This window comes from Micromonospora trifolii (assembly GCF_050516465.1).
In the GTDB taxonomy this organism is placed as follows: domain Bacteria; phylum Actinomycetota; class Actinomycetes; order Mycobacteriales; family Micromonosporaceae; genus Micromonospora; species Micromonospora trifolii.
The window spans coordinates 6,604,483-6,624,330 of sequence record NZ_CP191526.1; the positions used below are offsets into that span (position 1 = coordinate 6,604,483).

Annotated in this window: 19 protein-coding genes; 10 read left to right on the forward strand and 9 right to left on the reverse strand. The window is 73.3% G+C overall.

From position 1 onward, the window contains the following. The first annotated feature begins 257 nt into the window (after positions 1-257). Positions 258-2,276: a copper-translocating P-type ATPase gene (locus ACQRWP_RS30810; RefSeq protein ID WP_430503344.1), complete on the forward strand. Its 2,019-nt coding sequence runs from the start codon at positions 258-260 to the stop codon at positions 2,274-2,276. Between the two features lie 6 nt (positions 2,277-2,282). Here the strand turns inward: ACQRWP_RS30810 and ACQRWP_RS30815 are convergent, their stop codons facing one another. Next, positions 2,283-2,579 (reverse strand): metal-sensitive transcriptional regulator, encoded by a 297-nt coding sequence (locus ACQRWP_RS30815; RefSeq protein WP_030329541.1) that lies wholly within the window; start codon positions 2,577-2,579, stop codon positions 2,283-2,285. A 95-nt stretch (positions 2,580-2,674) separates the two neighbouring features. On the opposite strand from ACQRWP_RS30815, the gene ACQRWP_RS30820 reads away from it, so the two are divergent. The 7 genes from ACQRWP_RS30820 to ACQRWP_RS30850 all read left to right on the forward strand — a co-directional run bounded on the left by ACQRWP_RS30820 (position 2,675) and on the right by ACQRWP_RS30850 (position 8,713). Beyond that, positions 2,675-2,884: a heavy-metal-associated domain-containing protein gene (locus tag ACQRWP_RS30820; protein ID WP_430499721.1), complete on the forward strand. Its 210-nt coding sequence runs from the start codon at positions 2,675-2,677 to the stop codon at positions 2,882-2,884. 13 nt (positions 2,885-2,897) lie between these two features. Further along, complete coding sequence (locus ACQRWP_RS30825; protein ID WP_430499722.1) at positions 2,898-3,845, forward strand: hypothetical protein; 948 nt, start codon at positions 2,898-2,900, stop codon at positions 3,843-3,845. A 12-nt stretch (positions 3,846-3,857) separates the two neighbouring features. Next, on the forward strand, positions 3,858-6,104 hold the full coding sequence (locus ACQRWP_RS30830) for a heavy metal translocating P-type ATPase (RefSeq protein WP_430499723.1): 2,247 nt from the start codon (positions 3,858-3,860) through the stop codon (positions 6,102-6,104). Positions 6,105-6,178: 74 nt separating this feature from the next. Continuing rightward, positions 6,179-6,352 carry a CsbD family protein gene (locus ACQRWP_RS30835; RefSeq protein WP_036390803.1) on the forward strand — a complete coding sequence of 58 codons (174 nt, stop codon included), beginning with the start codon at positions 6,179-6,181 and terminating at the stop codon, positions 6,350-6,352. Between the two features lie 162 nt (positions 6,353-6,514). After that, positions 6,515-6,862 carry an ArsR/SmtB family transcription factor gene (locus ACQRWP_RS30840; protein ID WP_285792822.1) on the forward strand — a complete coding sequence of 116 codons (348 nt, stop codon included), beginning with the start codon at positions 6,515-6,517 and terminating at the stop codon, positions 6,860-6,862. After that, on the forward strand, positions 6,859-7,128 hold the full coding sequence (locus ACQRWP_RS30845; protein WP_430499724.1) for a hypothetical protein: 270 nt from the start codon (positions 6,859-6,861) through the stop codon (positions 7,126-7,128). Before ACQRWP_RS30840 ends, ACQRWP_RS30845 begins: the two co-directional genes overlap by 4 nt. A 124-nt stretch (positions 7,129-7,252) precedes the next feature. Further along, a complete protein-coding gene (locus tag ACQRWP_RS30850; RefSeq protein ID WP_430499725.1) occupies positions 7,253-8,713 on the forward strand; it encodes an alpha/beta hydrolase in 1,461 nt (486 codons plus the stop codon). 48 nt (positions 8,714-8,761) lie between these two features. On the opposite strand, the gene ACQRWP_RS30855 is transcribed toward ACQRWP_RS30850, so the two are convergent. The 4 genes from ACQRWP_RS30855 to ACQRWP_RS30870 form a co-directional block, all read right to left on the reverse strand. Then, positions 8,762-9,430, reverse strand: coding sequence for a class I SAM-dependent methyltransferase (locus ACQRWP_RS30855; RefSeq protein WP_430499726.1), 669 nt, complete (start codon positions 9,428-9,430; stop codon positions 8,762-8,764). 91 nt (positions 9,431-9,521) lie between these two features. Beyond that, entirely contained in the window at positions 9,522-10,775 is a 1,254-nt protein-coding gene (locus ACQRWP_RS30860) for an RNA polymerase sigma factor (protein WP_430499727.1), read from the reverse strand. Further along, entirely contained in the window at positions 10,772-11,128 is a 357-nt protein-coding gene (locus tag ACQRWP_RS30865; protein ID WP_430503345.1) for a YciI family protein, read from the reverse strand. Before ACQRWP_RS30865 ends, ACQRWP_RS30860 begins: the two co-directional genes overlap by 4 nt. A 147-nt stretch (positions 11,129-11,275) precedes the next feature. Next, positions 11,276-12,538 carry a DUF2786 domain-containing protein gene (locus ACQRWP_RS30870; protein ID WP_430499728.1) on the reverse strand — a complete coding sequence of 421 codons (1,263 nt, stop codon included), beginning with the start codon at positions 12,536-12,538 and terminating at the stop codon, positions 11,276-11,278. Between the two features lie 189 nt (positions 12,539-12,727). On the opposite strand from ACQRWP_RS30870, the gene ACQRWP_RS30875 reads away from it, so the two are divergent. Further along, on the forward strand, positions 12,728-13,216 hold the full coding sequence (locus ACQRWP_RS30875; protein WP_430499729.1) for a DUF2243 domain-containing protein: 489 nt from the start codon (positions 12,728-12,730) through the stop codon (positions 13,214-13,216). After that, positions 13,213-14,070 (forward strand): cytochrome c oxidase assembly protein, encoded by an 858-nt coding sequence (locus ACQRWP_RS30880; RefSeq protein ID WP_430499730.1) that lies wholly within the window; start codon positions 13,213-13,215, stop codon positions 14,068-14,070. The genes ACQRWP_RS30875 and ACQRWP_RS30880 overlap by 4 nt, the downstream gene beginning before the upstream one ends. 64 nt (positions 14,071-14,134) lie before the next feature. On the opposite strand, the gene ACQRWP_RS30885 is transcribed toward ACQRWP_RS30880, so the two are convergent. Genes ACQRWP_RS30885 through ACQRWP_RS30900 form a run of 4 tightly spaced genes read right to left on the reverse strand, consistent with a single transcriptional unit; the run spans position 14,135 to position 19,794 of the window. Beyond that, positions 14,135-15,256: a CaiB/BaiF CoA transferase family protein gene (locus ACQRWP_RS30885; RefSeq protein WP_430499731.1), complete on the reverse strand. Its 1,122-nt coding sequence runs from the start codon at positions 15,254-15,256 to the stop codon at positions 14,135-14,137. Next, a complete protein-coding gene (locus ACQRWP_RS30890; RefSeq protein WP_430499732.1) occupies positions 15,253-17,409 on the reverse strand; it encodes a 3-hydroxyacyl-CoA dehydrogenase NAD-binding domain-containing protein in 2,157 nt (718 codons plus the stop codon). The genes ACQRWP_RS30885 and ACQRWP_RS30890 overlap by 4 nt, the downstream gene beginning before the upstream one ends. A gap of 14 nt (positions 17,410-17,423) precedes the next feature. Then, positions 17,424-18,638: an acetyl-CoA C-acetyltransferase gene (locus tag ACQRWP_RS30895; protein ID WP_430499733.1), complete on the reverse strand. Its 1,215-nt coding sequence runs from the start codon at positions 18,636-18,638 to the stop codon at positions 17,424-17,426. Beyond that, the gene (locus ACQRWP_RS30900) at positions 18,628-19,794 is read right to left on the reverse strand and encodes an acyl-CoA dehydrogenase family protein (RefSeq protein ID WP_430499734.1); all 1,167 of its coding nucleotides are present in this window, start codon (positions 19,792-19,794) and stop codon (positions 18,628-18,630) included. The genes ACQRWP_RS30895 and ACQRWP_RS30900 overlap by 11 nt, the downstream gene beginning before the upstream one ends. Positions 19,795-19,848: the final 54 nt, after the last annotated feature.

Genomic DNA, 19,848 nt, shown 5'->3' on the forward strand with positions numbered 1-19,848 from the left:
GATCACTGACGGTCAGTGCTCGGCCCGGCCGGCCGGGGGCGACGCCACGACGGGGCGGCGCCGGTGCCCGACTGTGCAGCGGCAGCGGCATACGGAGAGCCATCGTGGGAGATGCTAGCCAGCCCTCCTGGGGGTTGCAGGTCGTGGCGGAGTGTCGGGCGGCCGAACCGCCGGCGCGGCGGTCCCCGGGGCGGCATGTTGGAGCCATGCCCGCTCCGTCACCGCCCGGCCCCGACCGACCGCGACGCGCCGGACCAATGCCGCACGACAAGCACTCCGGGCACGACAAGCACTCCGGGCACGATCCGGCGATGTTCCGCCGCCGGTTCTGGGTCTGCCTGGTGTTGACCATCCCGGTGGTGCTGACGAGTCATCTCGTGTCGGATCAGCTGGGCCTGGCCGGGGACGACGTCCCCGGTCGGTCCTGGGTGGGCCCGGTGCTCGGCTCGGTGGTGTTCTGGTGGGGCGGTTGGCCGTTCCTGGTCGGTGCGGTGCGGGAGGTGCGGGACCGCGCGCCCGGGATGATGCTGCTGGTCGCGATGGCGATCACCGTCGCGTACGCCGCGTCCCTGGCGACCAGCGTCGGCGCCTTCGACCTGGACTTCTGGTGGGAGTTGGCCGCCTTGGTCACCATCATGCTGCTCGGGCACTGGCAGGAGATGAAGGCCATCGGGCAGGCCCGGGGAGCGCTGGCGGCGCTGGCCGCGCTGCTGCCGGACGAGGCCGAACGGGTGGCGGCGGACGGGCGGGTCGAGGCGGTGCCGGTGACCGGTCTGCGGATCGGCGACGTGGTCCTGGTCCGGCCGGGGGGTCGGGTGCCGGCGGACGGCCGGGTCGTCGAGGGCGGCGCCGAGCTGGACGAGTCGATGATCACCGGGGAGTCGCGCCCGGTCGCCCGGTCGACGGGCGACCGGGTGGTGGCCGGCACCGTCGCCACCGACTCCGCGATCCGGGTGCGCGTCGAGGCGTTGGGTGAGCAGACCGCCCTGGCCGGCATCCAGCGGATGGTCGCGCAGGCCCAGAAATCCGGTGGGCGGGCCCAACTGTTGGCCGACCGGTTCGCCGCCGCGCTGTTCTACCTGGCCACCGGCACCGCCGTGTTGACCGTGCTGGTCTGGACGGCGCTCGGTCAGCCGGACGAGGCGGTGGTCCGGGCGGTCACCGTCCTGGTGATCGCCTGCCCGCACGCGTTGGGTCTCGCCATCCCACTGGTCGTCGCGCTCTCCACCGCGCTCGCCGCGCGCTCCGGGATTCTGGTCAAGGACCGGTTGGCCTTGGAACGGATGCGGACCGTCGGCGCTGTGCTCTTCGACAAGACCGGCACGCTGACCCGGGGCGAGCACGGGATGACCGACCTGGTGACGGCGTCCGGCGTCGGGCGGGACGAGGTGCTGCGCATCGCGGCCGGTGTCGAGTCGGAGAGCGAACATCCGTTGGCTCGGGCGATCGTGGCGGCGGCCGGGCGCGCCGGCCCGGCCCGGGCGGCCGGGTTCCGGTCGCTGCCGGGCCGCGGTGTGCAGGCGACCATCGACGGTACGCAGTACGCGGTGGGCGGGCCCGCGCTGCTGCGGGAGCTGGGCCTTCAGCTCCCGGCGGAGCTGGAGGCAGCGACCGGGCGGTGGTCGGCGCGGGGTGCCGCGGTGTTGCACCTGGTGCGGCTGCCGGAGACCGTGCTCGGTGCGTTCGCGTTGACCGACGAGGTGCGTCCGGAGGCCCGGCGCGCCGTCGACGAGTTGCGGGCCGAGGGTGTCCGCACCATCGCCATGATCACTGGTGACGCCCGGCCGGTGGCCGAGGCGGTCGCCGCCGACCTCGGCTTCCGACCTGGGGTCGACGAGGTCTTCGCCGAGGTGCTCCCGGCGGAGAAGGACGATCGGGTGGCCGAGCTCCAGCGGCGGGGGTTGGTCGTGGCGATGGTCGGTGACGGGGTGAACGACGCGCCGGCGCTGGCCCGGGCGGACGTGGGTATCGCGATCGGCGCGGGCACCGATGTGGCCATCGAGTCCGCCGGAGTGGTGCTGGCGTCCTCGGACCCGCGCGGGGTGGCGGCAGTGGTCCGGCTGTCCCGGGCGTCGTACCGGAAGATGCGACAGAACCTGGCCTGGGCGGCCGGCTACAACGTGGTGGCGCTGCCGCTGGCCGCCGGGGTGCTGGCCTGGGCCGGTGTGGCGTTGAGCCCGGCGCTGGCCGCGGTGCTGATGTCGGCGTCCACCATCGTGGTGGCGCTCAACGCGCAGTTGCTGCGCCGGGTCCGTCTCGACCCCGCGCCGGACTGAGCGCGGTCAGCCGCGCTTCATGAGCCGGCCGACCGCCGCCATCATCTCGGTGGCCATCTCGTCGGCCCGGCCCTCGGCGGCGCCCTCGTGCATGCAGTGCCGGGCGTGACCGTCGAGCAGCCCGAGGGCCACCTTGTCGAGGGCGGCCTGGATGGCGGAGATCTGGGTGAGCACGTCGATGCAGTAGCGGTCGTCGTCGACCATCTTCTCGATGCCCCGGACCTGCCCCTCGACGCGGCGGAGCCGCGCGAGCAGCTGGTCCTTGCTGGCGGTGTATCCGCGGATCGGGGTGGGTGCGGTCATGTCGACCAGGATAGCGTACCCCCTGGGGGTATGGTACGGTCGTGTTCTGGTGAGATACCCCCACCGGGTACCGGTACCGCGAAGGAGACGATCCAATGATCGACACGAGCTACCAGGTGCAGGGCATGACCTGCGGACACTGCGTCAGCGCGGTGAGCGCCGAGGTCGGCGCGATCCCGGGCGTGCGCGACGTCCAGGTCGACCTCGCGGCCGGCCGGGTCACCGTCAGCAGCGATCAGCCGCTGGACACCGCGGTTGTCCGGGCCGCCGTCGACGAGGCCGGCTACGACCTCGTCGACGCGTGATCGGCGGGCCGGCGTGCGTACCGTGACGAGACTGGCCGGGTTCGCCGTGGGCCTCGCGGCGATCTTCGGCACGACGTACGGGATCGGTCGGGTTGTCGACCGCGCCCCGGTGGTCGAGGGCCGGCACGACGGCGACGCCGCCCATGCGACGGGCGAGCACGACGAGACGGCCGACCGGCTCCCCGGCGGCCTGCTCGTCTCCGACCGGGGCTACACCCTCGAACCGCTCGACGCCCCGGCCGACGAGTTCGCCTTCCGGATCGCCGGGCCGGACGGTCAACCGGTCACCCGGTACGACGTGGCGCACGACAAGCAGATGCACCTGATCGTCGCCCGCCGGGACCTCTCCGGCTTCCGCCACGTCCACCCCGAGCTGGCCCCGGACGGCACCTGGCGGGTCGACACCCCGCTGACCGGGCCCGGGCAGTGGCGGGCGTTCGCCGACTTCACCCCGACCGGTGGCGAGCCGCTGACCCTCGGCGTGGACGTGACAGTCCCCGGCGAGCTGACCGAACGGCCGTTGCCCGCCCCGGCGACCAGCACCACCGTCGACGGCTACACGGTCACCCTGACCGGTGCGCCGCAGCCCGGTCGCACCTCGTCGCTGACCCTGACCGTCAGCCGGGACGGCCAGCCGGTCACCGACCTGGAGCCCTACCTGGGCGCGTACGGGCACCTGGTGGCGCTGCGCCGGGGTGATCTGGCCTACCTGCACGTGCACCCGGACGGGACGCCCGGCGATGGGCGCACCCGGCCCGGTCCGGCCGTCACCTTCCTCGCCGAGGTGCCCTCGGCCGGCAGCTACCGGCTCTACCTCGACTTCCAACACGGCGGGCGGGTGCACACCGCCGAGTTCACAGTGGTCGCCGGCGCTGCCCCGACCGGAGACGCCCCCACCCCGAGCGGACCCGCGCCGACCGGCGGGGCCGACCACGGCACCCCCGGGCACGGACACAACTGACGGGACCAGACGATGACCACCACCAGCAGACCGCTGCCCGAGGCGCCGAACCGGATCGAACTGGCGATCGGCGGGATGACCTGCGCCGCGTGCGCCGCCCGGATCGAGAAGAAGCTCAACCGGATGGACGGGGTGAGCGCCACCGTCAACTACGCCACCGAGAAGGCGACCGTCCGGTACGCCGACGGTGTCACGCCGGACGACCTGATCGGAACGGTGCAGAAGACCGGCTACACCGCGGCGCTGCCGGCTCCGCCCAGCGCGGAACCCCCGGTGGACCCGTTGCGGGGGCCGCGTACCCGGCTCTGGGTGTCGGTGGCCCTGAGCGTGCCGGTGGTCCTGCTGGCCATGGTCCCGGCCTGGCAGTTCGACTACTGGCAGTGGCTGTCGCTGACCCTGGCCGCCCCGGTGGTGGTCTGGGGCGGGCTGCCGTTCCACCGGGCCGCCTGGACCAACCTGCGGCACGGCGCGGCCACCATGGACACGCTGGTGTCGCTCGGCACCCTGGCCGCGTTCGGCTGGTCGCTCTGGGCGCTCTTCCTCGGTGACGCGGGGATGCCCGGGATGACGCACCCGTTCCGCTTCGACATCACCCGGACCGACGGCGCCGGCAACATCTACCTGGAGGCGGCCGCCGGGGTCACCGTGTTCATCCTGGCCGGTCGCTACTTCGAGGCCCGGTCCAAGCGGACCGCCGGCGCCGCCCTGCGCGCCCTGCTCGACCTCGGCGCCAAGGACGTGGCGGTGCTGCGCGACGGCGTGGAGACCCTGATTCCCGTGGACCAGCTCGCCGTCGGTGACCGGTTCGTGGTCCGCCCCGGGGAGAAGATCGCCACCGACGGGGTGGTCGACGAGGGCACCTCCGCGGTCGACGCCAGCATGCTCACCGGTGAGTCGGTGCCGGTCGAGGTCGCCCCAGGTGACGGCGTGGTCGGTGCCACGATCAACGCGGGTGGGCGGCTGATCGTCACCGCCACCCGGGTCGGCGCGGACACCCAGCTCGCCCGGATGGCCGACCTGGTGGAGCAGGCGCAGAGCGGCAAGGCGGCCGTGCAGCGGCTGGCGGACCGGATCTCCGGGGTCTTCGTGCCGATCGTCATCACCCTCGCCGTCGGCACGCTCGGCTGGTGGCTCGGCACCGGGGCCGGCCCGACCGCCGCGTTCACCGCCGCCGTGGCCGTGCTGATCATCGCCTGTCCGTGCGCGCTCGGCCTGGCCACCCCGACCGCGCTGCTGGTCGGCACCGGCCGGGGCGCCCAGCTCGGCGTGCTGATCAAAGGCCCGGAGGTGCTGGAGTCGACCCGCCGGGTGGACACCGTGGTGCTCGACAAGACCGGCACCGTCACGACCGGCCGGATGACCCTGGTGGACGTGGTGCCGGCGAGCGGTGTGGATCGGGCCGAGCTGCTCCGGCTCGCCGGGGCGGTGGAGGCCGCCTCCGAGCACCCGATCGCCCGTGCGGTCGCCGCCGCCGCCACCGACGCGGGCGCACTGCCGCCGGTGACCGCCTTCGGCAACCTCGAAGGGCTCGGAGTGACCGGCACTGTCGACGGGCGAGCCGTGCTTGTCGGCCGGGTCCGGCTGCTGCGCGAGCACGAGATCGACGTACCGCCGGAGGTCGAGTGGGCCGTGCGCGACGCGGAGGCCGCCGGCGCTACGGCGATCGTCGCCGGCTGGGACGGACGGGCCCGCGGCGTACTCACGGTCGCCGACGTGGTCCGGCCGACCAGCCGGGCGGCGGTGGCCCGGCTGCGCGGGCTGGGGCTGACCCCGGTCCTGCTGACCGGGGACAACACCACTGTGGCTCGCGCGGTCGCCGCCGAGGTGGGCGTCGACGAGGTGATCGCCGAGGTGCTGCCGGCCGGGAAGGTCGACGTGATCAAGCGGCTCCAGGCCGAGGGGCGGTCGGTGGCGATGGTCGGTGACGGGGTCAACGACGCCCCGGCGCTGGCCCAGGCCGACCTGGGGCTGGCCATGGGCACCGGCACCGACGTGGCGATCGAGGCGGCCGACCTCACCCTCGTCCGGGCCGACCTGGACGCCGCGGTGGACGCCATCCGGTTGTCCCGACGCACGCTCGGCATCATCCGGGGCAACCTGTTCTGGGCGTTCGGCTACAACGTGGCGGCCCTGCCGTTGGCCGCCGCCGGGCTGCTCAACCCGATGATCGCCGGCGCCACGATGGCGCTGTCCTCGGTCTTCGTGGTGGCCAACAGTCTGCGGCTGCGCCGCTTTCGTCCGGCCGCTGCCGATCTGTGACGACGGTAATGGTTGGGCCGGCTACGGCGGGGGTACCTCTGTGGTTGTAGCGACGCTTGCAATGGAGGTTGGCAATGGGTATCGACGACAAGATCAACAACGCCACCGAGGACGCGACCGGCAAGCTGAAGGAAGGCGCCGGTCGGGCCACCGACAACGAGCAGCTGGAGGCGGAGGGTCGCGCTGACCAGTCCACCGCCAAGCTCAAGCAGGCGGGCGAGAAGATCAAGGACGCCTTCAAGAGCTGACGTACACGTACCCCGCACGCCGGGCCGGTGATCATCACCGGCCCGGCGTGCTGTGTGTCCGGCCTCTTTCGTCGACCCTGAGATCCCCCTGATTCCGTTTTCCGTCCGCACCGCAGCACGGCGACACCTGCTAACTTTCCTTGGCATGTGCAAGGGCTGGTTATGAGCACCGCTTCGCCGCCGACCGGCGACGACCTGGTCCGGGTGCTGGCCACCCTGGCCAACCCGCACCGGCTGCGGGTCGTCGCCGCGCTGGCCCGCGAGCGTGCGTACGTCAGCGGGCTGGCCCGGCAACTGGGCATCAGCCGGGCGCTGTTGCAGGTCCACCTACGGAAGCTGGCGGCGGCCGGGCTGGTCACCGCCCGCCTGGAGTTGTCGGAGGACGGGAAGGCCATGAACTACTACGAGGTGGAGCCGTTCGTGCTCACACTCACCCCCGCGGTCATCGCGGCGGCGGTCGAGACGCTGACCGTGCCCGACTCGGGCGAGCAGCCGGGAGCGCAACGATGAGCGAGCACGACTGGACCGAGGTGGTCGGCGCGATCGGCATCTTCGCCTTCCTGATCAGCGTGGTCACGGTGACCGTCGTTCAGCTCGCCAAGACCCGGCGGGCCCGGTACGAGGCGGCCCGGGCGGACGACTACCGCCGGCTCGCCGAGACGGCCGCTCAGGCCCAGACGGAGAACGCCCGACTGCTGGCGGCGATGGACGGCCGGCTGGGCGGGATGGAGACCCGGATGACCACGCTCGAACGCGTCCTGCGCGAGGTCGACTGACCCGGCGGACGAAAAAGGCCCCGGGCCGTCGAGCGGCTACTCGACGGCCCGGGTGGAAGCAGCATCACCTCGCCCAGTGGGCGAGTTTCACCGCAACGCTCCTTCGAGGAGAGGACAGCACCTCATGCTGCGCGTACGCAAATCCGCCGTCGGCTGGGCGGTCTCCCTGGCCCTCACGGCCGCCGCCCTGACCCCGGCGAGCCCGGCCGCCGCCCGACCACGGCCCGCCCCGACGATCGACTGGAGGCCCTGCGCCACGGACACCAGCGCCGAGTGCGGCACCCTGTCGCTGCCGGTGGACTGGAACCGACCCCGGGGTGAGCGCTTCGACCTGTCGCTGGCCCGCCGGGTCGCCGACCCGGCCACCCGGGAAGGTGCGCTGGTCTTCGGCCCCGGCGGGCCGGGTGACAGCGGGGTCGACCGGGTGGTGAACGGCAGCTCCCGGTTCAGTGCCGACCTGCGGGCCCGGTTCGACATCGTCAGCTTCGACCCACGCGGCACCGGCGGCAGCCACCCGGTCGTCTGTGCCCGCGACCTGCTCGCCCGGCAACCGCAGCTGATCGCCGACCAGGCCCAGTTCGACGCCGTCCTGGCCAACAACGCGCTGCTGCGCACCGACTGCCGGGCCCGCACCGGGGCGCTCTACGACCACGTGGACACCACCAGCGCCGCCCGCGACCTGGACGCCGTCCGTGCCGCGCTCGGCGAACGGCAGCTGACCTTCCACGGCAGCTCGTACGGCACCCTGCTCGGGCAGCGGTACGCCGAGCTGTACCCCGACCGGGTCCGGGCCATGGTGCTGGAGGCCGCGATGGACCACAGCCTCGGCACCCGCGCCTTCCTGGACACCCAGGCGGTCACCGCGGAGGGCGCGTTCGACGAGTTCCTGGCCTGGTGCGCCCGCTCGGCCGACTGCGTCCTGCACGATCGCGACGTCCGTGCCAGCTGGGCCGGGTTGCACGCCCGGGCCGAGAGTGGCTCGCTGACCGACCCGGACCGGGCCGGAGCGACGCTCGACCCGTTCGAGCTGAGCCGCCTCGCCCACAAGAAGCTCTACGACACCTGGCGGTGGCCGGGGCTGGCCGAGTGGATCGTCCGACTGGAGAACGCCGCCACCGCGCCGAGCGTCCGCCCGTTGGCGGGCGAGGCCGTGGCTCCGTACCCCTTCGCGGTCTTCTGCCAGGACTGGAGCCTGCCGGTCCGCGACTACCGCGAGTACGTCGAACATCTGCGCCGCTCGGCCCGGCTCGCGCCGGACCTGCGCTACCCGCCAGCCCTGTTCGCCCTGGTCACCTGCCTGGGCACGCCGACGCCGGTGGCCAACCCGCAGCATCGGCTACGGGTCCACACCGCCGTGCCGCTGCTGCTCGCCGCCACCGTGCACGACCCGGCCAGCGGCTACGACTGGGCGCGCAACGTGGCGCGCCAGTTGGGTCGGCACGGCGCGCTGCTCACCTACCAGGGGTGGGGGCACGGCAGCTACAGCACCAGCCCGTGCGTGCAACGAGCCGTCGACTCCTACCTGATCGACCAGGTGGTGCCCGCCCGGGGTGCCAGCTGCCCGGCCATCAAACCCGAGGTGTGACCGCCGCTGGCCGGCCGCCGGATCGCCCGGCGGTCGGCAGCGGTGTGCTCAGGGGCGCCGGGTGGCGCGTACGACCACGTCGTGCAGCGGGGCTTCCCGGCCCGGCATCGTGCGGCGGTGCTCCTCGGCGGTGATGATCTCCCAGGTGCTGCTGTCCAGGCCGGCGGTGATGTCCGCGAGGGTGACCGATGCCTCGTCCGGCGGGTGGTGCCCGTGTCCCTGCCCGTGTCCCTGCCCATGTCCGTGCCCCGGCTCGGTGGCGTCCGAGGTGTGCAGGTGTCCGACGATCAGGAGGGTGCCACCGGGGGCCACCCAGCCGGCGACGCGGTCGTAGAAGGCCAACTGCGGCATCGCGGGGTGCGCGTAGTGCGTCGTGACCAGGTCGAACCGCGTTTCCGGGGCCCAGGCCGTCAGGTCCGCCTCCATCCACCGCACGCGTTCGGAGACTCCGCTCTCCGTCGCGCGTTCGGCGGCCCGGGCGAGGGCGACGGGTGCGATGTCGACAGCGGTGACCTGCCAGCCGTGGGCGGCGAGCCAGATCGCCTCGGCGCCGGCGCCGCACCCGGCGTCCAGCGCCGAGCCCGGCACCAGAGCGTTGGTCTCCCGGGCCAGGTACGGGTGCGCGGGACTCGTGCTCATCGCACCGGGGCGATCGTGGTGCGCCTGGTGCCAGTGCCGCTCCCAGTAGTCCTTGTCGAACTCGTGCTGCTCGGTCATCTGTGCCTGCTCCTTCGCGCGTCGCCCACGACTGTGACCGGCGACGGCGGCATGCGCAAAGATTGTTGCCAAAATGGCAAGACGGCGTCGCTCACCCCTGCGCGGTCAGCCGGGCCGCCCGCACCTCCAGGTAGCGCTGCTCGGGCCGGCTCGTGGTGCCCCGCGCCGCCGCCAGGTACGCCTCCCGCGCCGCACCGACGTCGCCGGCCAGCTCCAACAGGTGAGCCCGGACGGCGGCGAGCCGGTGGTGCCCGGCCGTGCGTTCGTCGGCGTCCAACGGCGTGAGCAGGGCGAGCCCGGCCCGGGGCCCGTCGACCATGGCCACCGCCACCGCCTGATTGAGGGTGACCATCGGGTTCGGCGCGATCCGGGCCAGCAGTCGGTAGAGCGCGACGATCTGCCGCCAGTCCGTCTCCGCCGCCGTCGACGCCTCGGCGTGCACCGCGGCGATCGCCGCCTGGAGCTGGTACGGGCCGGGCGGCGACCAGGTCAACGCCTCGGTGATCAGCGCGACCCCCTCCGCGATGGCGGCGGCGTCCCACCGGGAACGGTCCTGCTCCGCCAGCGGCACCAAATCCCCGTCCGGCCCCACCCGGGCCGCCCGGTGCGCGTCGGTCAGCAGCATCAGCGCCAGCAGCCCGGCCACCTCGCCGTCGTCGGGCAGCAGCCCGCGCAGGATGCGCGCCAGCCGGATCGCCTCGCCGGTCAGCTCGGCCCGGCGCAGGTCCGGGCCACTGGACGCGGTGTAGCCCTCGTTGAAGATCAGGTACAGCACCCGCAGCACCGTTCCCAGCCGCTCGCCCCGCTCGGCAGGCCCGGGCATGATGAACCGGGCCCCGGCGGCCTCGATCCGCTGCTTGGCCCGCCGGATCCGTTGACTCATCGTCGCCTCGGGCACCAGGTGCGCCCGGGCGATCTGGGCGGTGCTGAGACCGCCGACCGCTCGCAGGGTGAGCGCCACCTGCGCCGATCCGGGCAGCGCCGGGTGGCAGCAGAGGAACAGCAGCGTGAGGGTTTCGTCGTCGGCCGCAACGGCGGGCTCCGCGTCCGCCGCCGGCGCCACCCCCGCGTACGCCGGCTCGCGCCGCGCCACCGCCACCTCGCGGTCCCGGCGCGCGCTCTCGCTACGCCACTCGTCGGTGAGCCGACGGGTGGCCACGGTGAGCAACCAGGCGCGCGGGTTATCCGGTACGCCCTGGCCGGGCCACTGCGTCGCGGCGGCGAGCAGGGCCTCCTGGACCGCGTCCTCGCACCTGTCGAACTGTCCGTGCCGACGGACCAGCAGGCCGAGGACCTGCGGCGCGAACGTGCGCAGCAGATCCTCGACCGTCCGGTCCTCGGTCACATCTCCGTCCCGGCCTCGTCCATGATCGGGCGGACCTCCATCGCGCCGCCGTACCGGACGTCCGGCCAGCGGGCGGCGATCTCGGCGGCCCGCTGCGGGCTGTCGCAGTCGACGGCCAGGTAACCGGCGAACTGCTCCTTGCTCTCCATGAACGGGCCGTCGAGGACCTCTGGGCTGCCGTCCACGAGTCGGACCGTCAACGACTGCGACGGATTGGCCAACGCCTGGCCGCCGATCAGCTCGCCGGTCTCGGTCAGCTCCTTCATGATCTCGTCGACCTCACCGAAGAGCGTGGTGCGCTCCTGCTCGCTCAGCTCCTCGGTGAAGCCGGGCCGGTTCCAGATCAGCAGCATGTACTTCACGGCGATGCTCCTCAGGCTCTGGTCGCACCCCGACCGGGGTGCGGCTCACCGGAGGGTCGGAGCCGTTCCCCCGATCCCTACCGCGTACCGAAGAAAATCGCAGAAACGTCCGCCGGGGGCGGTCCCACGCCGAATGGTTCAGCGCGGATCGGGTCGGCCGGGCACCTGTCGGGGCTTCCGGGCGCCGCCGACGTCCAGCGAAGCCCGGTCGGCGGCCGAGGTGCCGGACGACCAACCCTCGGCGTCGCGCACGCTGAGCCGGTGCCGGGTGACGCCGGGAAAGAGCGTGTCCAACCGCTCCCGGACCGCCTCGCCCCGCGCCGCGAGTACCGGCAACAGCCGTTCCGCCCCGGCCGTCTCGGCCGCCGCCTGGTCCGCCGCTTCGGTCGCCGCCTCGGTGGCCGTCCGAAGCCGCTCGCCGATGCGCAGCGCGAACGCGTTGAGGAAGGACTCGTCCCAGACCTTCGTCCGTCGCCCCGACCCCGCCCGGCGCTCGGCACGCCCACGCAGCATCGCCGCCGTGGCCTGGACCAGCAGCGACGTGTAGAGCAGCTCCACCGCCACCAGATCGGCCGGCCAGCCCAGCACGGTGGCGAAGCCGAGATCGTCGGACCAGACCGCCTCGCACCGGTTCGCCGCCGCGACCTCCTGCACCAGCAGCGCCTTCGCGCCCGCGTACGGGGTGTCGGTGCTCAGGCGCACGCCGCCGGGCAGGTCCCCGCGCTCCGACCCGGCCGCCAGCAGCGCCTCGTCGATGCTGTGCCGGGCGATCAGCTCCTGGGCCTTCCCGGTCAGCGCCTCCGCCTCCGCCGGGAAGGTGGTCGACTCGGCCTTCGCCAGCAGCGCGCGTACCCGATCCAGCATCGGCGACCCGCTGCGAGCCGTGCCCGCCGTGCGGGGCAGTGCCGCGCCGCTCGTGCCCGGCGGTGGGCGCAGCACCGCGATCGGCGGCAGGCTCTCCACCAGCGCGAGGATGTCCACGGCCGCGCGGAGCGCGTCGGCCCGGTCCAGACCCTCCCGGCTGGCCCAGCCGGCCAACACGCTGCCGTCGGCACCGCCCTCGGTGGCCGCCAACTCGCGTAGCTGGTCGTCCCACCAGGCCGGGACCGGCTCGGCCTGGTCGCGCCGCTGGGCGGCCATCGCGGCACGCACCAGCCGGGCCGCACGGGCGTCGAGCCGTCGACTGGTGATCCGGTCCACGTCGGCCGGCTGCCAACCGCGCGGCCACAGCCGGCCCAGGCCGCGGACCAGGCGACGCAGCAGAGCGGCGTCCACCGCCGTGGTGCCGTCCGCGGCGCCGGTGCCGACCATCAGTTGGTCCAGCTGCCGTTCGGCCTGCCGTACGTCAGTGCCGCGCACCGCCGCGAGCGCGTTGGCGACGAGTTCGTCCGCGTCCGGCACGGGCACCTCCTTCTCGGGATCTGGCTGTCGCTGCCCCTTTAGGCTCCATGATCATGCCGCCCGTGGCCCGGGAGTCACGAAACGGGGATGTGCCACCGGCCCATTGGGCCTTCCCGCCGCGATGACCCGGCATGTTTCATGCGCTTCGGGGTATTTGCGACCTGATCCGAGCTGACTGCGAGGTGTGTGGTGGTCGATTCGAGCCTGCCGAGGACCCGTACCGCCGACGTTCGTTCCTCCACCCTCGTCGGCGTCCTGATCGGCATCGCGATCATGGCCGCGGTGGACGAGATCGTCTTTCACCAACTCCTCGCCTGGCACCACTTCTACGACCGCTCCACCCCCTCGGTGGCGCTGCTCTCGGACGGGCTGCTGCACGCCGCCGAGGTGATCGCCCTGGTCGGCGGGTTCTTCTGGTTCGCCGACCTGCGTCGACGGGGTGCCCTGTCCAGCCGGCTGGCCTGGGGTGGCTTCCTGCTCGGCGCCGGCGGATTCCAGCTCTTCGACGGGCTCGTCGACCACAAGGTGCTCCGGCTGCACCAGATCCGCTACGGCGTACACCTGGTGCCGTACGACGTGGTCTGGAACGTGGCCGGCGCGGTGCTGCTGCTGGCCGGCGGTGCTGTCCTGTGGCGGGCCCGGGCCCGGGCCCGCCGGCCCGGCGCCGGCCCCCGATGACGGTGGCCGGGCCGCTGGCGCACGCTGGGCACGGTGCGAACGGGCCGACCTGGCTCCCGCTGTTCCCGGTTGCGGTGTTGGCGGCCAGCTACGTGCTGGCCGCCGTCCGCGACTCGCGGGGTTGGGACCACCGGCGCACCGCCTCCTGGCTGGTCGGCTGCGCCCTGCTGGCGGTCGCCGTCGGGCCGCTGGCCCAACTCCCCGACAACCCGAGCGGGCACATGGCGCAGCACCTGCTGCTCGGCATGCTGGCCCCGCTGGGGCTGGTGCTCGCCGCCCCGGTGACGCTGCTGCTGCGGGTCGCGCCGCCGCCGGTACGCCGAGCGGTCGGCCGGCTGCTGCGCGCCCGCCCGCTGCACCTGCTCGCCCACCCGGTCACCGCCGCGCTGCTGACCACCGGCGGGTTGGCGTTGGTGCTGCTCACCCCGCTGTACGCGGCGGCCGAACGGCAACCCGTCCTGCACCACGCCGTACACCTGCACTACCTGGCCGCCGGGTACCTCTTCGCCTGGTCGTTGGCCGGGCCCGACCCGGCGCCGCATCGCCCCGGACTGACGGTACGGGTCGGCGCGTTACTGGCCACGTCGGCCGGCCACGCGGTGCTGGCCAAGTACCTGTACGCCCAGGCCGAAACCCTCCCGCCCGGCCTCACCGACCGGGACCCGGAAGCGTTCCGCGAGGCCGCCCAACTGATGTACTACGGCGGCGACCTGGCCGAACTGCTCCTGGCAGCAGCCCTCTTCGCCACCTGGTACCACTCCCGCCGCCCCCGCCCCCGCCCGACCCCATCTCCGTCCCCGTTGATCAAGAATTTTGCGTCACCGGAGGGCGATTCCTTGACGCAAACCTCTTGATCAGCTCGAAGGCGGGGTGGGCAGTGCGGCGGAGAGTCGGCGGAAGAACGAGCGGATCTCGTCCTCACTGCCAGTTGGTGAGGATCTCCTCGACCGGTAGGACATCCTGCTCCGGGTCGGGTGCCGGGGTTGGCCGGTCGGTCGGGGTGCGGTCGAAGCGGGGTGCGGGGGCCGGCTGGATCTCGCCGCCCACCTCGACGAACGTGCCCCGGGCCGCGTTGTGCGGGTGCGCATGCGCCTCGCCGGGGGCGAGCACCGGTGCGACGCAGGCGTCCAGGTCGGCGAAGACGGCCGTCCACTCGTCCCGGGAGCGCTCGGCGAACCGCTCGGTGAACCGGCGGCGCAGCTCGTCCCAGCCGCTCGGGTCGTACTGAACGGGCAGGTCCGGGTCGTCGGCAAGGTCGAGGCCGCCGAGCAGTACGGCGTAGAAGGCCGGCTCCATCGCGCCGACCGCCATGTAGCCACCGTCGGCGGTGGCGTACGTGTCGTAGAACGGCGCCCCGCCGTCGAACATGTTGCGCCCACGCGGGGCCGCCCACAGGCCGGTGCCGAGCAGCCCGTGCAGGAACGAGGTGAGCAGCGCCGAGCCGTCCACCATCGCCGCGTCGACCACCTGGCCGAAGCCGGAGCGCTCCCGCTCCAGCAGCGCGGCCAGCACCCCGACGGCGAGCAGCATGCCGCCGCCGCCGAAGTCGCCGAGCAGGTTCATCGGCGCGTACGGGCGTTCGCCGGCCCGCCCCAGCGGCTCCAACGCCCCGGCCACCGCGATGTAGTCGATGTCGTGCCCGGCTCGGGCTGCCAGTGGGCCATCCTGACCCCAGCCGGTCATCCGCGCGTACACCAGTCGGGGGTTGCGGGCCTGGCACACCTCCGGCCCGATGCCGAGCCGCTCGGCCACCCCGGGTCGGTACGCCTCGACCAGCACGTCCGCGCGTTCGGCGAGGCGCAGCAGGTCCGCCACCCCGGCCGGGGACTTCAGGTCCAGCGCGGTGACCCGCCGGCCGCGTTGCAACGGTCCGCTGGTCGGTGCGGCCAGCCGGCCCGCTCCCGGGGCGCCCGGCCGGTCCACCCGCACCACGTCCGCCCCGAGGTCGGCGAGCACCATGCAGCCGAACGGCGCCGGGGCGAGGCTGGCCAGCTCGACCACCCGCACCCCGGCCAGCGGCCCGCCGCGTGCCGCCGTCACGCGACGTCCACCGGTTCGGCCCGACGGGCGTCGAGCCGGTCGGCCAGGTCGGTGGGGGGCGTGAACCGGTCGCCGTAGCGGCCGGCCAACTCGGTGGCACGGGCCGCGAAGCCGGCCGGGCCGCCCGCGTACTGCCGGACGTAGCGGATCACCCCTCCCGTCCAGGCCGGGAAGCCGATGCCGAAGATCGAGCCGATGTTGGCGTCGGTCTCGGTGCGCAGCACCCCCTCGTCGAGGCAGCGCAGCGCGTCCAGCGCCTCGGCGAAGAGCATGCGCTCCTGGAGGTCGGTGAACGGCACCGCCCGACCCGCGTCGGTGGTCAGGTCGGCGAGACCGGGCCACAGCCGGCCCCGGGTGCCGTCGTCGTAGGAGTAGAAGCCGCGTCCTGCGGCGCGCCCCGGCCGGTCGTACGCGTCGACCAGCTCGTCCACCAGGCGGTGCGCCGGCAGCGGTCGGAACTCCTCGCTGGCCGCCTCGAACTGGCGGCGGATCCGCTGGATCAGCGTGAGACTGACCTCGTCGGCCAGCGCCAGCGGCCCGGTCGGGTAGCCGGCCTGAAGGGCGGCCTGCTCCACCGATGCGGCGGGGACACCCTCGGCGACCATGCCGACCGCCTCGTCGATGAACTTGCCGATCACCCGGCTGGTGAAGAAACCCCGGCCGTCGTTGACCACGATCGGGGTCTTGCCGATCCGACGGCCCAGGTCGAACGCCCGAGCCAGCGCCACGTCCCCGGTCCGTTCGCCCACCACGATCTCCAGCAACGGCATCCGGTCCACCGGGGAGAAGAAGTGCATGCCGATGAAGTCCGTCGGCCGGTCAACGCCGGCGGCCAACCCGGTGATCGGCAGAGTGGAGGTGTTGGAGGCGAGCAGCGCGTCGGGCGCCAGCACGGGCAGCACCTCGGCGAAGACCTGCTGTTTCAGCGCCGGGTCCTCGAAGACCGCCTCGATGACCGCGTCGCAGCCAGCCAGCGCGTCCACCTGGTCGGTGGTGATGATCCGGTCCAGTACGGCGCGGGCGTCCGCCTCGGTCGTGCGGCCCTTGCGTACCGCGCGGGCAAGTAACCGCTCGGCGTGCTCCCGGGCCCGGCCGGCGGCCTCCGGCGTGACGTCCTTGACCACGACGTCCAGCCCGGCGCTCGCGCAGGCGTACGCGATGCCCGCGCCCATCATGCCGGCCCCGAGCACCGCCACCCGGCGTACCGGTGCGGCGTCCACCTCGGCCGGCCGGGCCGCGCCACCGTTGACGGCCTTCAGGTCGAAGAAGAACGCACCGATCATGTTCTTGGCGACCTGCCCGGTGAGCAGGCCGATCAGGTGCCGGGTCTCCACGGTCAGGGCGGTCTCCAGGTCGACCTGTGCGCCCTCGACGGCGGCGGCCAGGATCGCCTCGGGCGCGGGTAGCCGGGCGCCCTTGAGTTGCTTGCGCAGTGTCGCCGGGAAGGCGGGCAGTTGGGCGGCCAGCGAGCGGCTGGCCGGGGTGCCGCCGGGCATCCGATAGTCCGGCCGGTCCCACGGCTGCGCCGGGTGCGGGTTCGCCGCGATCCAAGCCCGGGCGTGCTCGAACAGCTCGGTGGGCGTGGCGACCACCTCGTCGACCAGCCCGGCGGACAGGGCGTCGGCCGGGCGCATCCGCCGGCCGGTGAGCAGCACTGTGGTCAGCGCGCCGGCCAGGCCGAGCATCCGTACGGTCCGGGTGACGCCGCCCGCCCCGGGCAGCAGGCCCAGGGTCACCTCGGGCAGCCCGAGCCGGCTGCCCGGCGCGTCCAGCGCGATCCGGTGGTGGCAGGCGAGCGCGATCTCCAGGCCACCGCCGAGCGCCGAGCCGTTGACCGCGGCGACCACCGGCCGGCCCAGCGTCTCCAGCCGGCGCAGGTCCCGCTTGATGGTGCCGAGCAGGTCGGCCAGGTCGGGCGCGTCGGCGCGGGTGGCCCGGATCATCTCGGGCAGGTCGCCGCCGGCGAAGAAGGTCGACTTCGCACTGGTCACGATGACGCCGACGAGATCCTGCTCGGCCTCCAGCCGGTCCAGGGTGGCGCTCATCGAGGCGGCGTACGCCCGGTTCATGGTGTTGGCGGACTGGGTGGGGTCGTCCAGGGTGAGCGTGACGATGCCGTCGGCGCCGCGGTCGTACCGGATGGTGTTGGTCATGGTCGTCCTCCGGGTCAGCAGCGCTCGAGAACGGTGGCGACGCCCATGCCGCCGCCGATGCAGAGGGTCACCACGGCGCGGCGCAGGTCGCGGCGCTCCAACTCGTCCAACGCCGTACCGAGCAGCATCGCTCCGGTCGCGCCGAGCGGGTGGCCGAGCGCGATGGCGCCGCCGTTGACGTTCACCCGGTCGGGGTCGAGGCCCAGGTCACGGACGTACTTGAGCACCACCGCGGCGAACGCCTCGTTGATCTCGAACAGGTCGATGTCGTCGAGGGTCAGCCCGGCGACGGCGAGCGCCTTGTGGGTGGCCGGGATCGGACCGGTCAACATCAGCGTCGGATCGGCGCCGGTGACCGCCGCGCCGACGATCCGGGCGCGCGGGGTGAGGCCGAGGTCCCGACCGACGTCGCCCGAGCCGATCAGCACCAGCGCGGCGCCGTCCACGATGCCGGACGAGTTGCCCGCGTGGTGGACGTGCTCGATCGCCTCCAACCAGTGGAACTTCTGCAACGCGACCGCGTCGAAGCCGGCCGCCTCGCCCATCGTGGCGAAGGACGGCGTGAGCTTCGCCAGCGCCTCCCGGGTGGTCTCGGGGCGCGGATGTTCGTCGACGGTGAGGATGTCCAGCCCGTTGCCGTCGCGGACCGGCACCACCGAACGGGCGAAGTACCCGCCGGCCCACGCCTTGGCGGCCCGCTCCTGCGACCGCAGCGCGTAGCCGTCCATATCGTCCCGGGTGAAGCCCTCCAGGGTGGCGATCAGGTCCGCGCTGACGCCCTGCGGCACGAACGACGTGGCCAGCGCGGTCTGCGGATCGGTGGCCCAGGCCGCGCCGTCGGAGCCCATCGGCACCCGGGACATCGACTCGACCCCGCCGGCGAGCAGCAGATGCTCCCAGCCGGAGCGGATCCGCGCGGCGGCGGAGTTGACCGCCTCCAACCCGGAGGCGCAGAACCGGTTGAGCTGCACCCCGCCCACCTGGTCGGGCAGCCCGGCCAACAGCGCGGCCGCCCGAGCCAGGTCGCCGCCCTGCTCGCCGACCGGGGTCACGATGCCGAGCAACAGATCCTCCAGCCGGCCCACGTCCAGGCCGGGGTTGCGCTCCCGCAACGCGTCGATCAGGCCGACCACCAAGGAGATGGGCTTGACCCCGTGCAGCGCGCCGGTGTCCCGGCCGCGTCCGCGCGGGGTGCGGACCGCGTCATAGACGTACGCCTCAGAGAGCACGGGCGATCAACTCCTTCATGATCTCGTTGGTGCCGCCGTAGATCTTCTGGACGCGGGCGTCGGCGTACATCCGGGCGATCGGGTACTCCGTCGTGTAGCCGTAGCCGCCGAAGAGCTGAAGGCACCGGTCGACGACCTCGCACTGCCCGTCGGTGAGCCATGACTTCGCCATCGCCGCGGTGGCCACGTCCAGGTCGCCCCGTGTGTGTCGCACGATGCAGTCGTCCAGGAAGACCCGGCTGACCCGTGCGCGGGTGGCGCACTCGGCGAGCACCATCCGGGTGTTCTGGTGACCCATCAGGGTCTTGCCGAAAGCGGTGCGCTCCTTGGCGTACGCGACGGTCAGCGCGACCGCCCGTTCCATGGCCGCGACCGCGCCGACGCCGATGACCAGCCGTTCCTGCGGGAGTTGCTGCATGAGCTGGATGAAGCCCAGCCCTTCGGCGCCGCCGAGCAGGTTGGCCGCCGGCACCCGGAACTCGTCGAAGAACAGCTCCGCCGTGTCGTTGGCGTGCAGGCCGATCTTGGACAGCAGCCGGCCTCGCCGGAACCCCGCCGGGTCACCACCCACCTCGCAGACCAGCAGCGAGACGCCGGACGCCCGCTGCTCGGGGTCGGTCTTCACGGCCACGATGACCAGATCGGCCAGACCGCCGTTGGTGATGAACGTCTTCGCGCCGGTCACCAGGTATTCGTCGCCGTCGCGGACCGCCCGGGTCCGCATCGCCTGAAGATCGGAGCCGCCGTCCGGCTCGGTCATTGCGATGGCGCCGACCAGCTCACCGCTGCACAGGCCGGGCAGCCAGCGCCGCTTCTGCTCCTCGCTGCCGTACGCCACCAGGTAACCGGTGACGATGCCACTGTGCACGGCCAGGCCGAGGCTGCTCTCCCCGGCGTACGCCTGCTCGTGCAGCAGCACCGCCTCGTGGGTGAACCCGCCGCCCCCACCGCCGTACTCCTCCGGGACGGACAGGCCGAGCAGCCCCAGCTCGCCGGCGCGCCGGTAGTGCTCGCGGTCCGGGTGGCCCTGCGCTTGCAGACGTTCGGCGTGCGGCAGCACCTCCTTGGTGAAGAAGGTGCGGGTTAGGTCGGCCAGGTCGTCATGCTCCGGCTCGCGCCAGGGTGAGGGGGAGCCGTCGGGCGGGGGGGTCGGCATGTGCACCACCCTCGCGCGCTGTTGGCGGCATGTCAATAAGTCGTGATCAGCGGC

What these genes read in the sequence shown, in the direction of transcription:
- ACQRWP_RS30810 (WP_430503344.1), top strand. Translation starts at nt 258, where the DNA reads ATGCCGCACGACAAGCACTCCGGGCACGACAAGCACTCCGGGCACGAT.
- ACQRWP_RS30815 (WP_030329541.1), bottom strand. Translation starts at nt 2,579, where the DNA reads ATGACCGCACCCACCCCGATCCGCGGATACACCGCCAGCAAGGACCAG.
- ACQRWP_RS30820 (WP_430499721.1), top strand. Translation starts at nt 2,675, where the DNA reads ATGATCGACACGAGCTACCAGGTGCAGGGCATGACCTGCGGACACTGC.
- ACQRWP_RS30830 (WP_430499723.1), top strand. Translation starts at nt 3,858, where the DNA reads ATGACCACCACCAGCAGACCGCTGCCCGAGGCGCCGAACCGGATCGAA.
- ACQRWP_RS30835 (WP_036390803.1), top strand. Translation starts at nt 6,179, where the DNA reads ATGGGTATCGACGACAAGATCAACAACGCCACCGAGGACGCGACCGGC.
- ACQRWP_RS30840 (WP_285792822.1), top strand. Translation starts at nt 6,515, where the DNA reads ATGAGCACCGCTTCGCCGCCGACCGGCGACGACCTGGTCCGGGTGCTG.
- ACQRWP_RS30845 (WP_430499724.1), top strand. Translation starts at nt 6,859, where the DNA reads ATGAGCGAGCACGACTGGACCGAGGTGGTCGGCGCGATCGGCATCTTC.
- ACQRWP_RS30850 (WP_430499725.1), top strand. Translation starts at nt 7,253, where the DNA reads ATGCTGCGCGTACGCAAATCCGCCGTCGGCTGGGCGGTCTCCCTGGCC.
- ACQRWP_RS30855 (WP_430499726.1), bottom strand. Translation starts at nt 9,430, where the DNA reads ATGACCGAGCAGCACGAGTTCGACAAGGACTACTGGGAGCGGCACTGG.
- ACQRWP_RS30865 (WP_430503345.1), bottom strand. Translation starts at nt 11,128, where the DNA reads ATGCTGCTGATCTGGAACCGGCCCGGCTTCACCGAGGAGCTGAGCGAG.
- ACQRWP_RS30880 (WP_430499730.1), top strand. Translation starts at nt 13,213, where the DNA reads ATGACGGTGGCCGGGCCGCTGGCGCACGCTGGGCACGGTGCGAACGGG.
- ACQRWP_RS30890 (WP_430499732.1), bottom strand. Translation starts at nt 17,409, where the DNA reads ATGACCAACACCATCCGGTACGACCGCGGCGCCGACGGCATCGTCACG.
- ACQRWP_RS30900 (WP_430499734.1), bottom strand. Translation starts at nt 19,794, where the DNA reads ATGCCGACCCCCCCGCCCGACGGCTCCCCCTCACCCTGGCGCGAGCCG.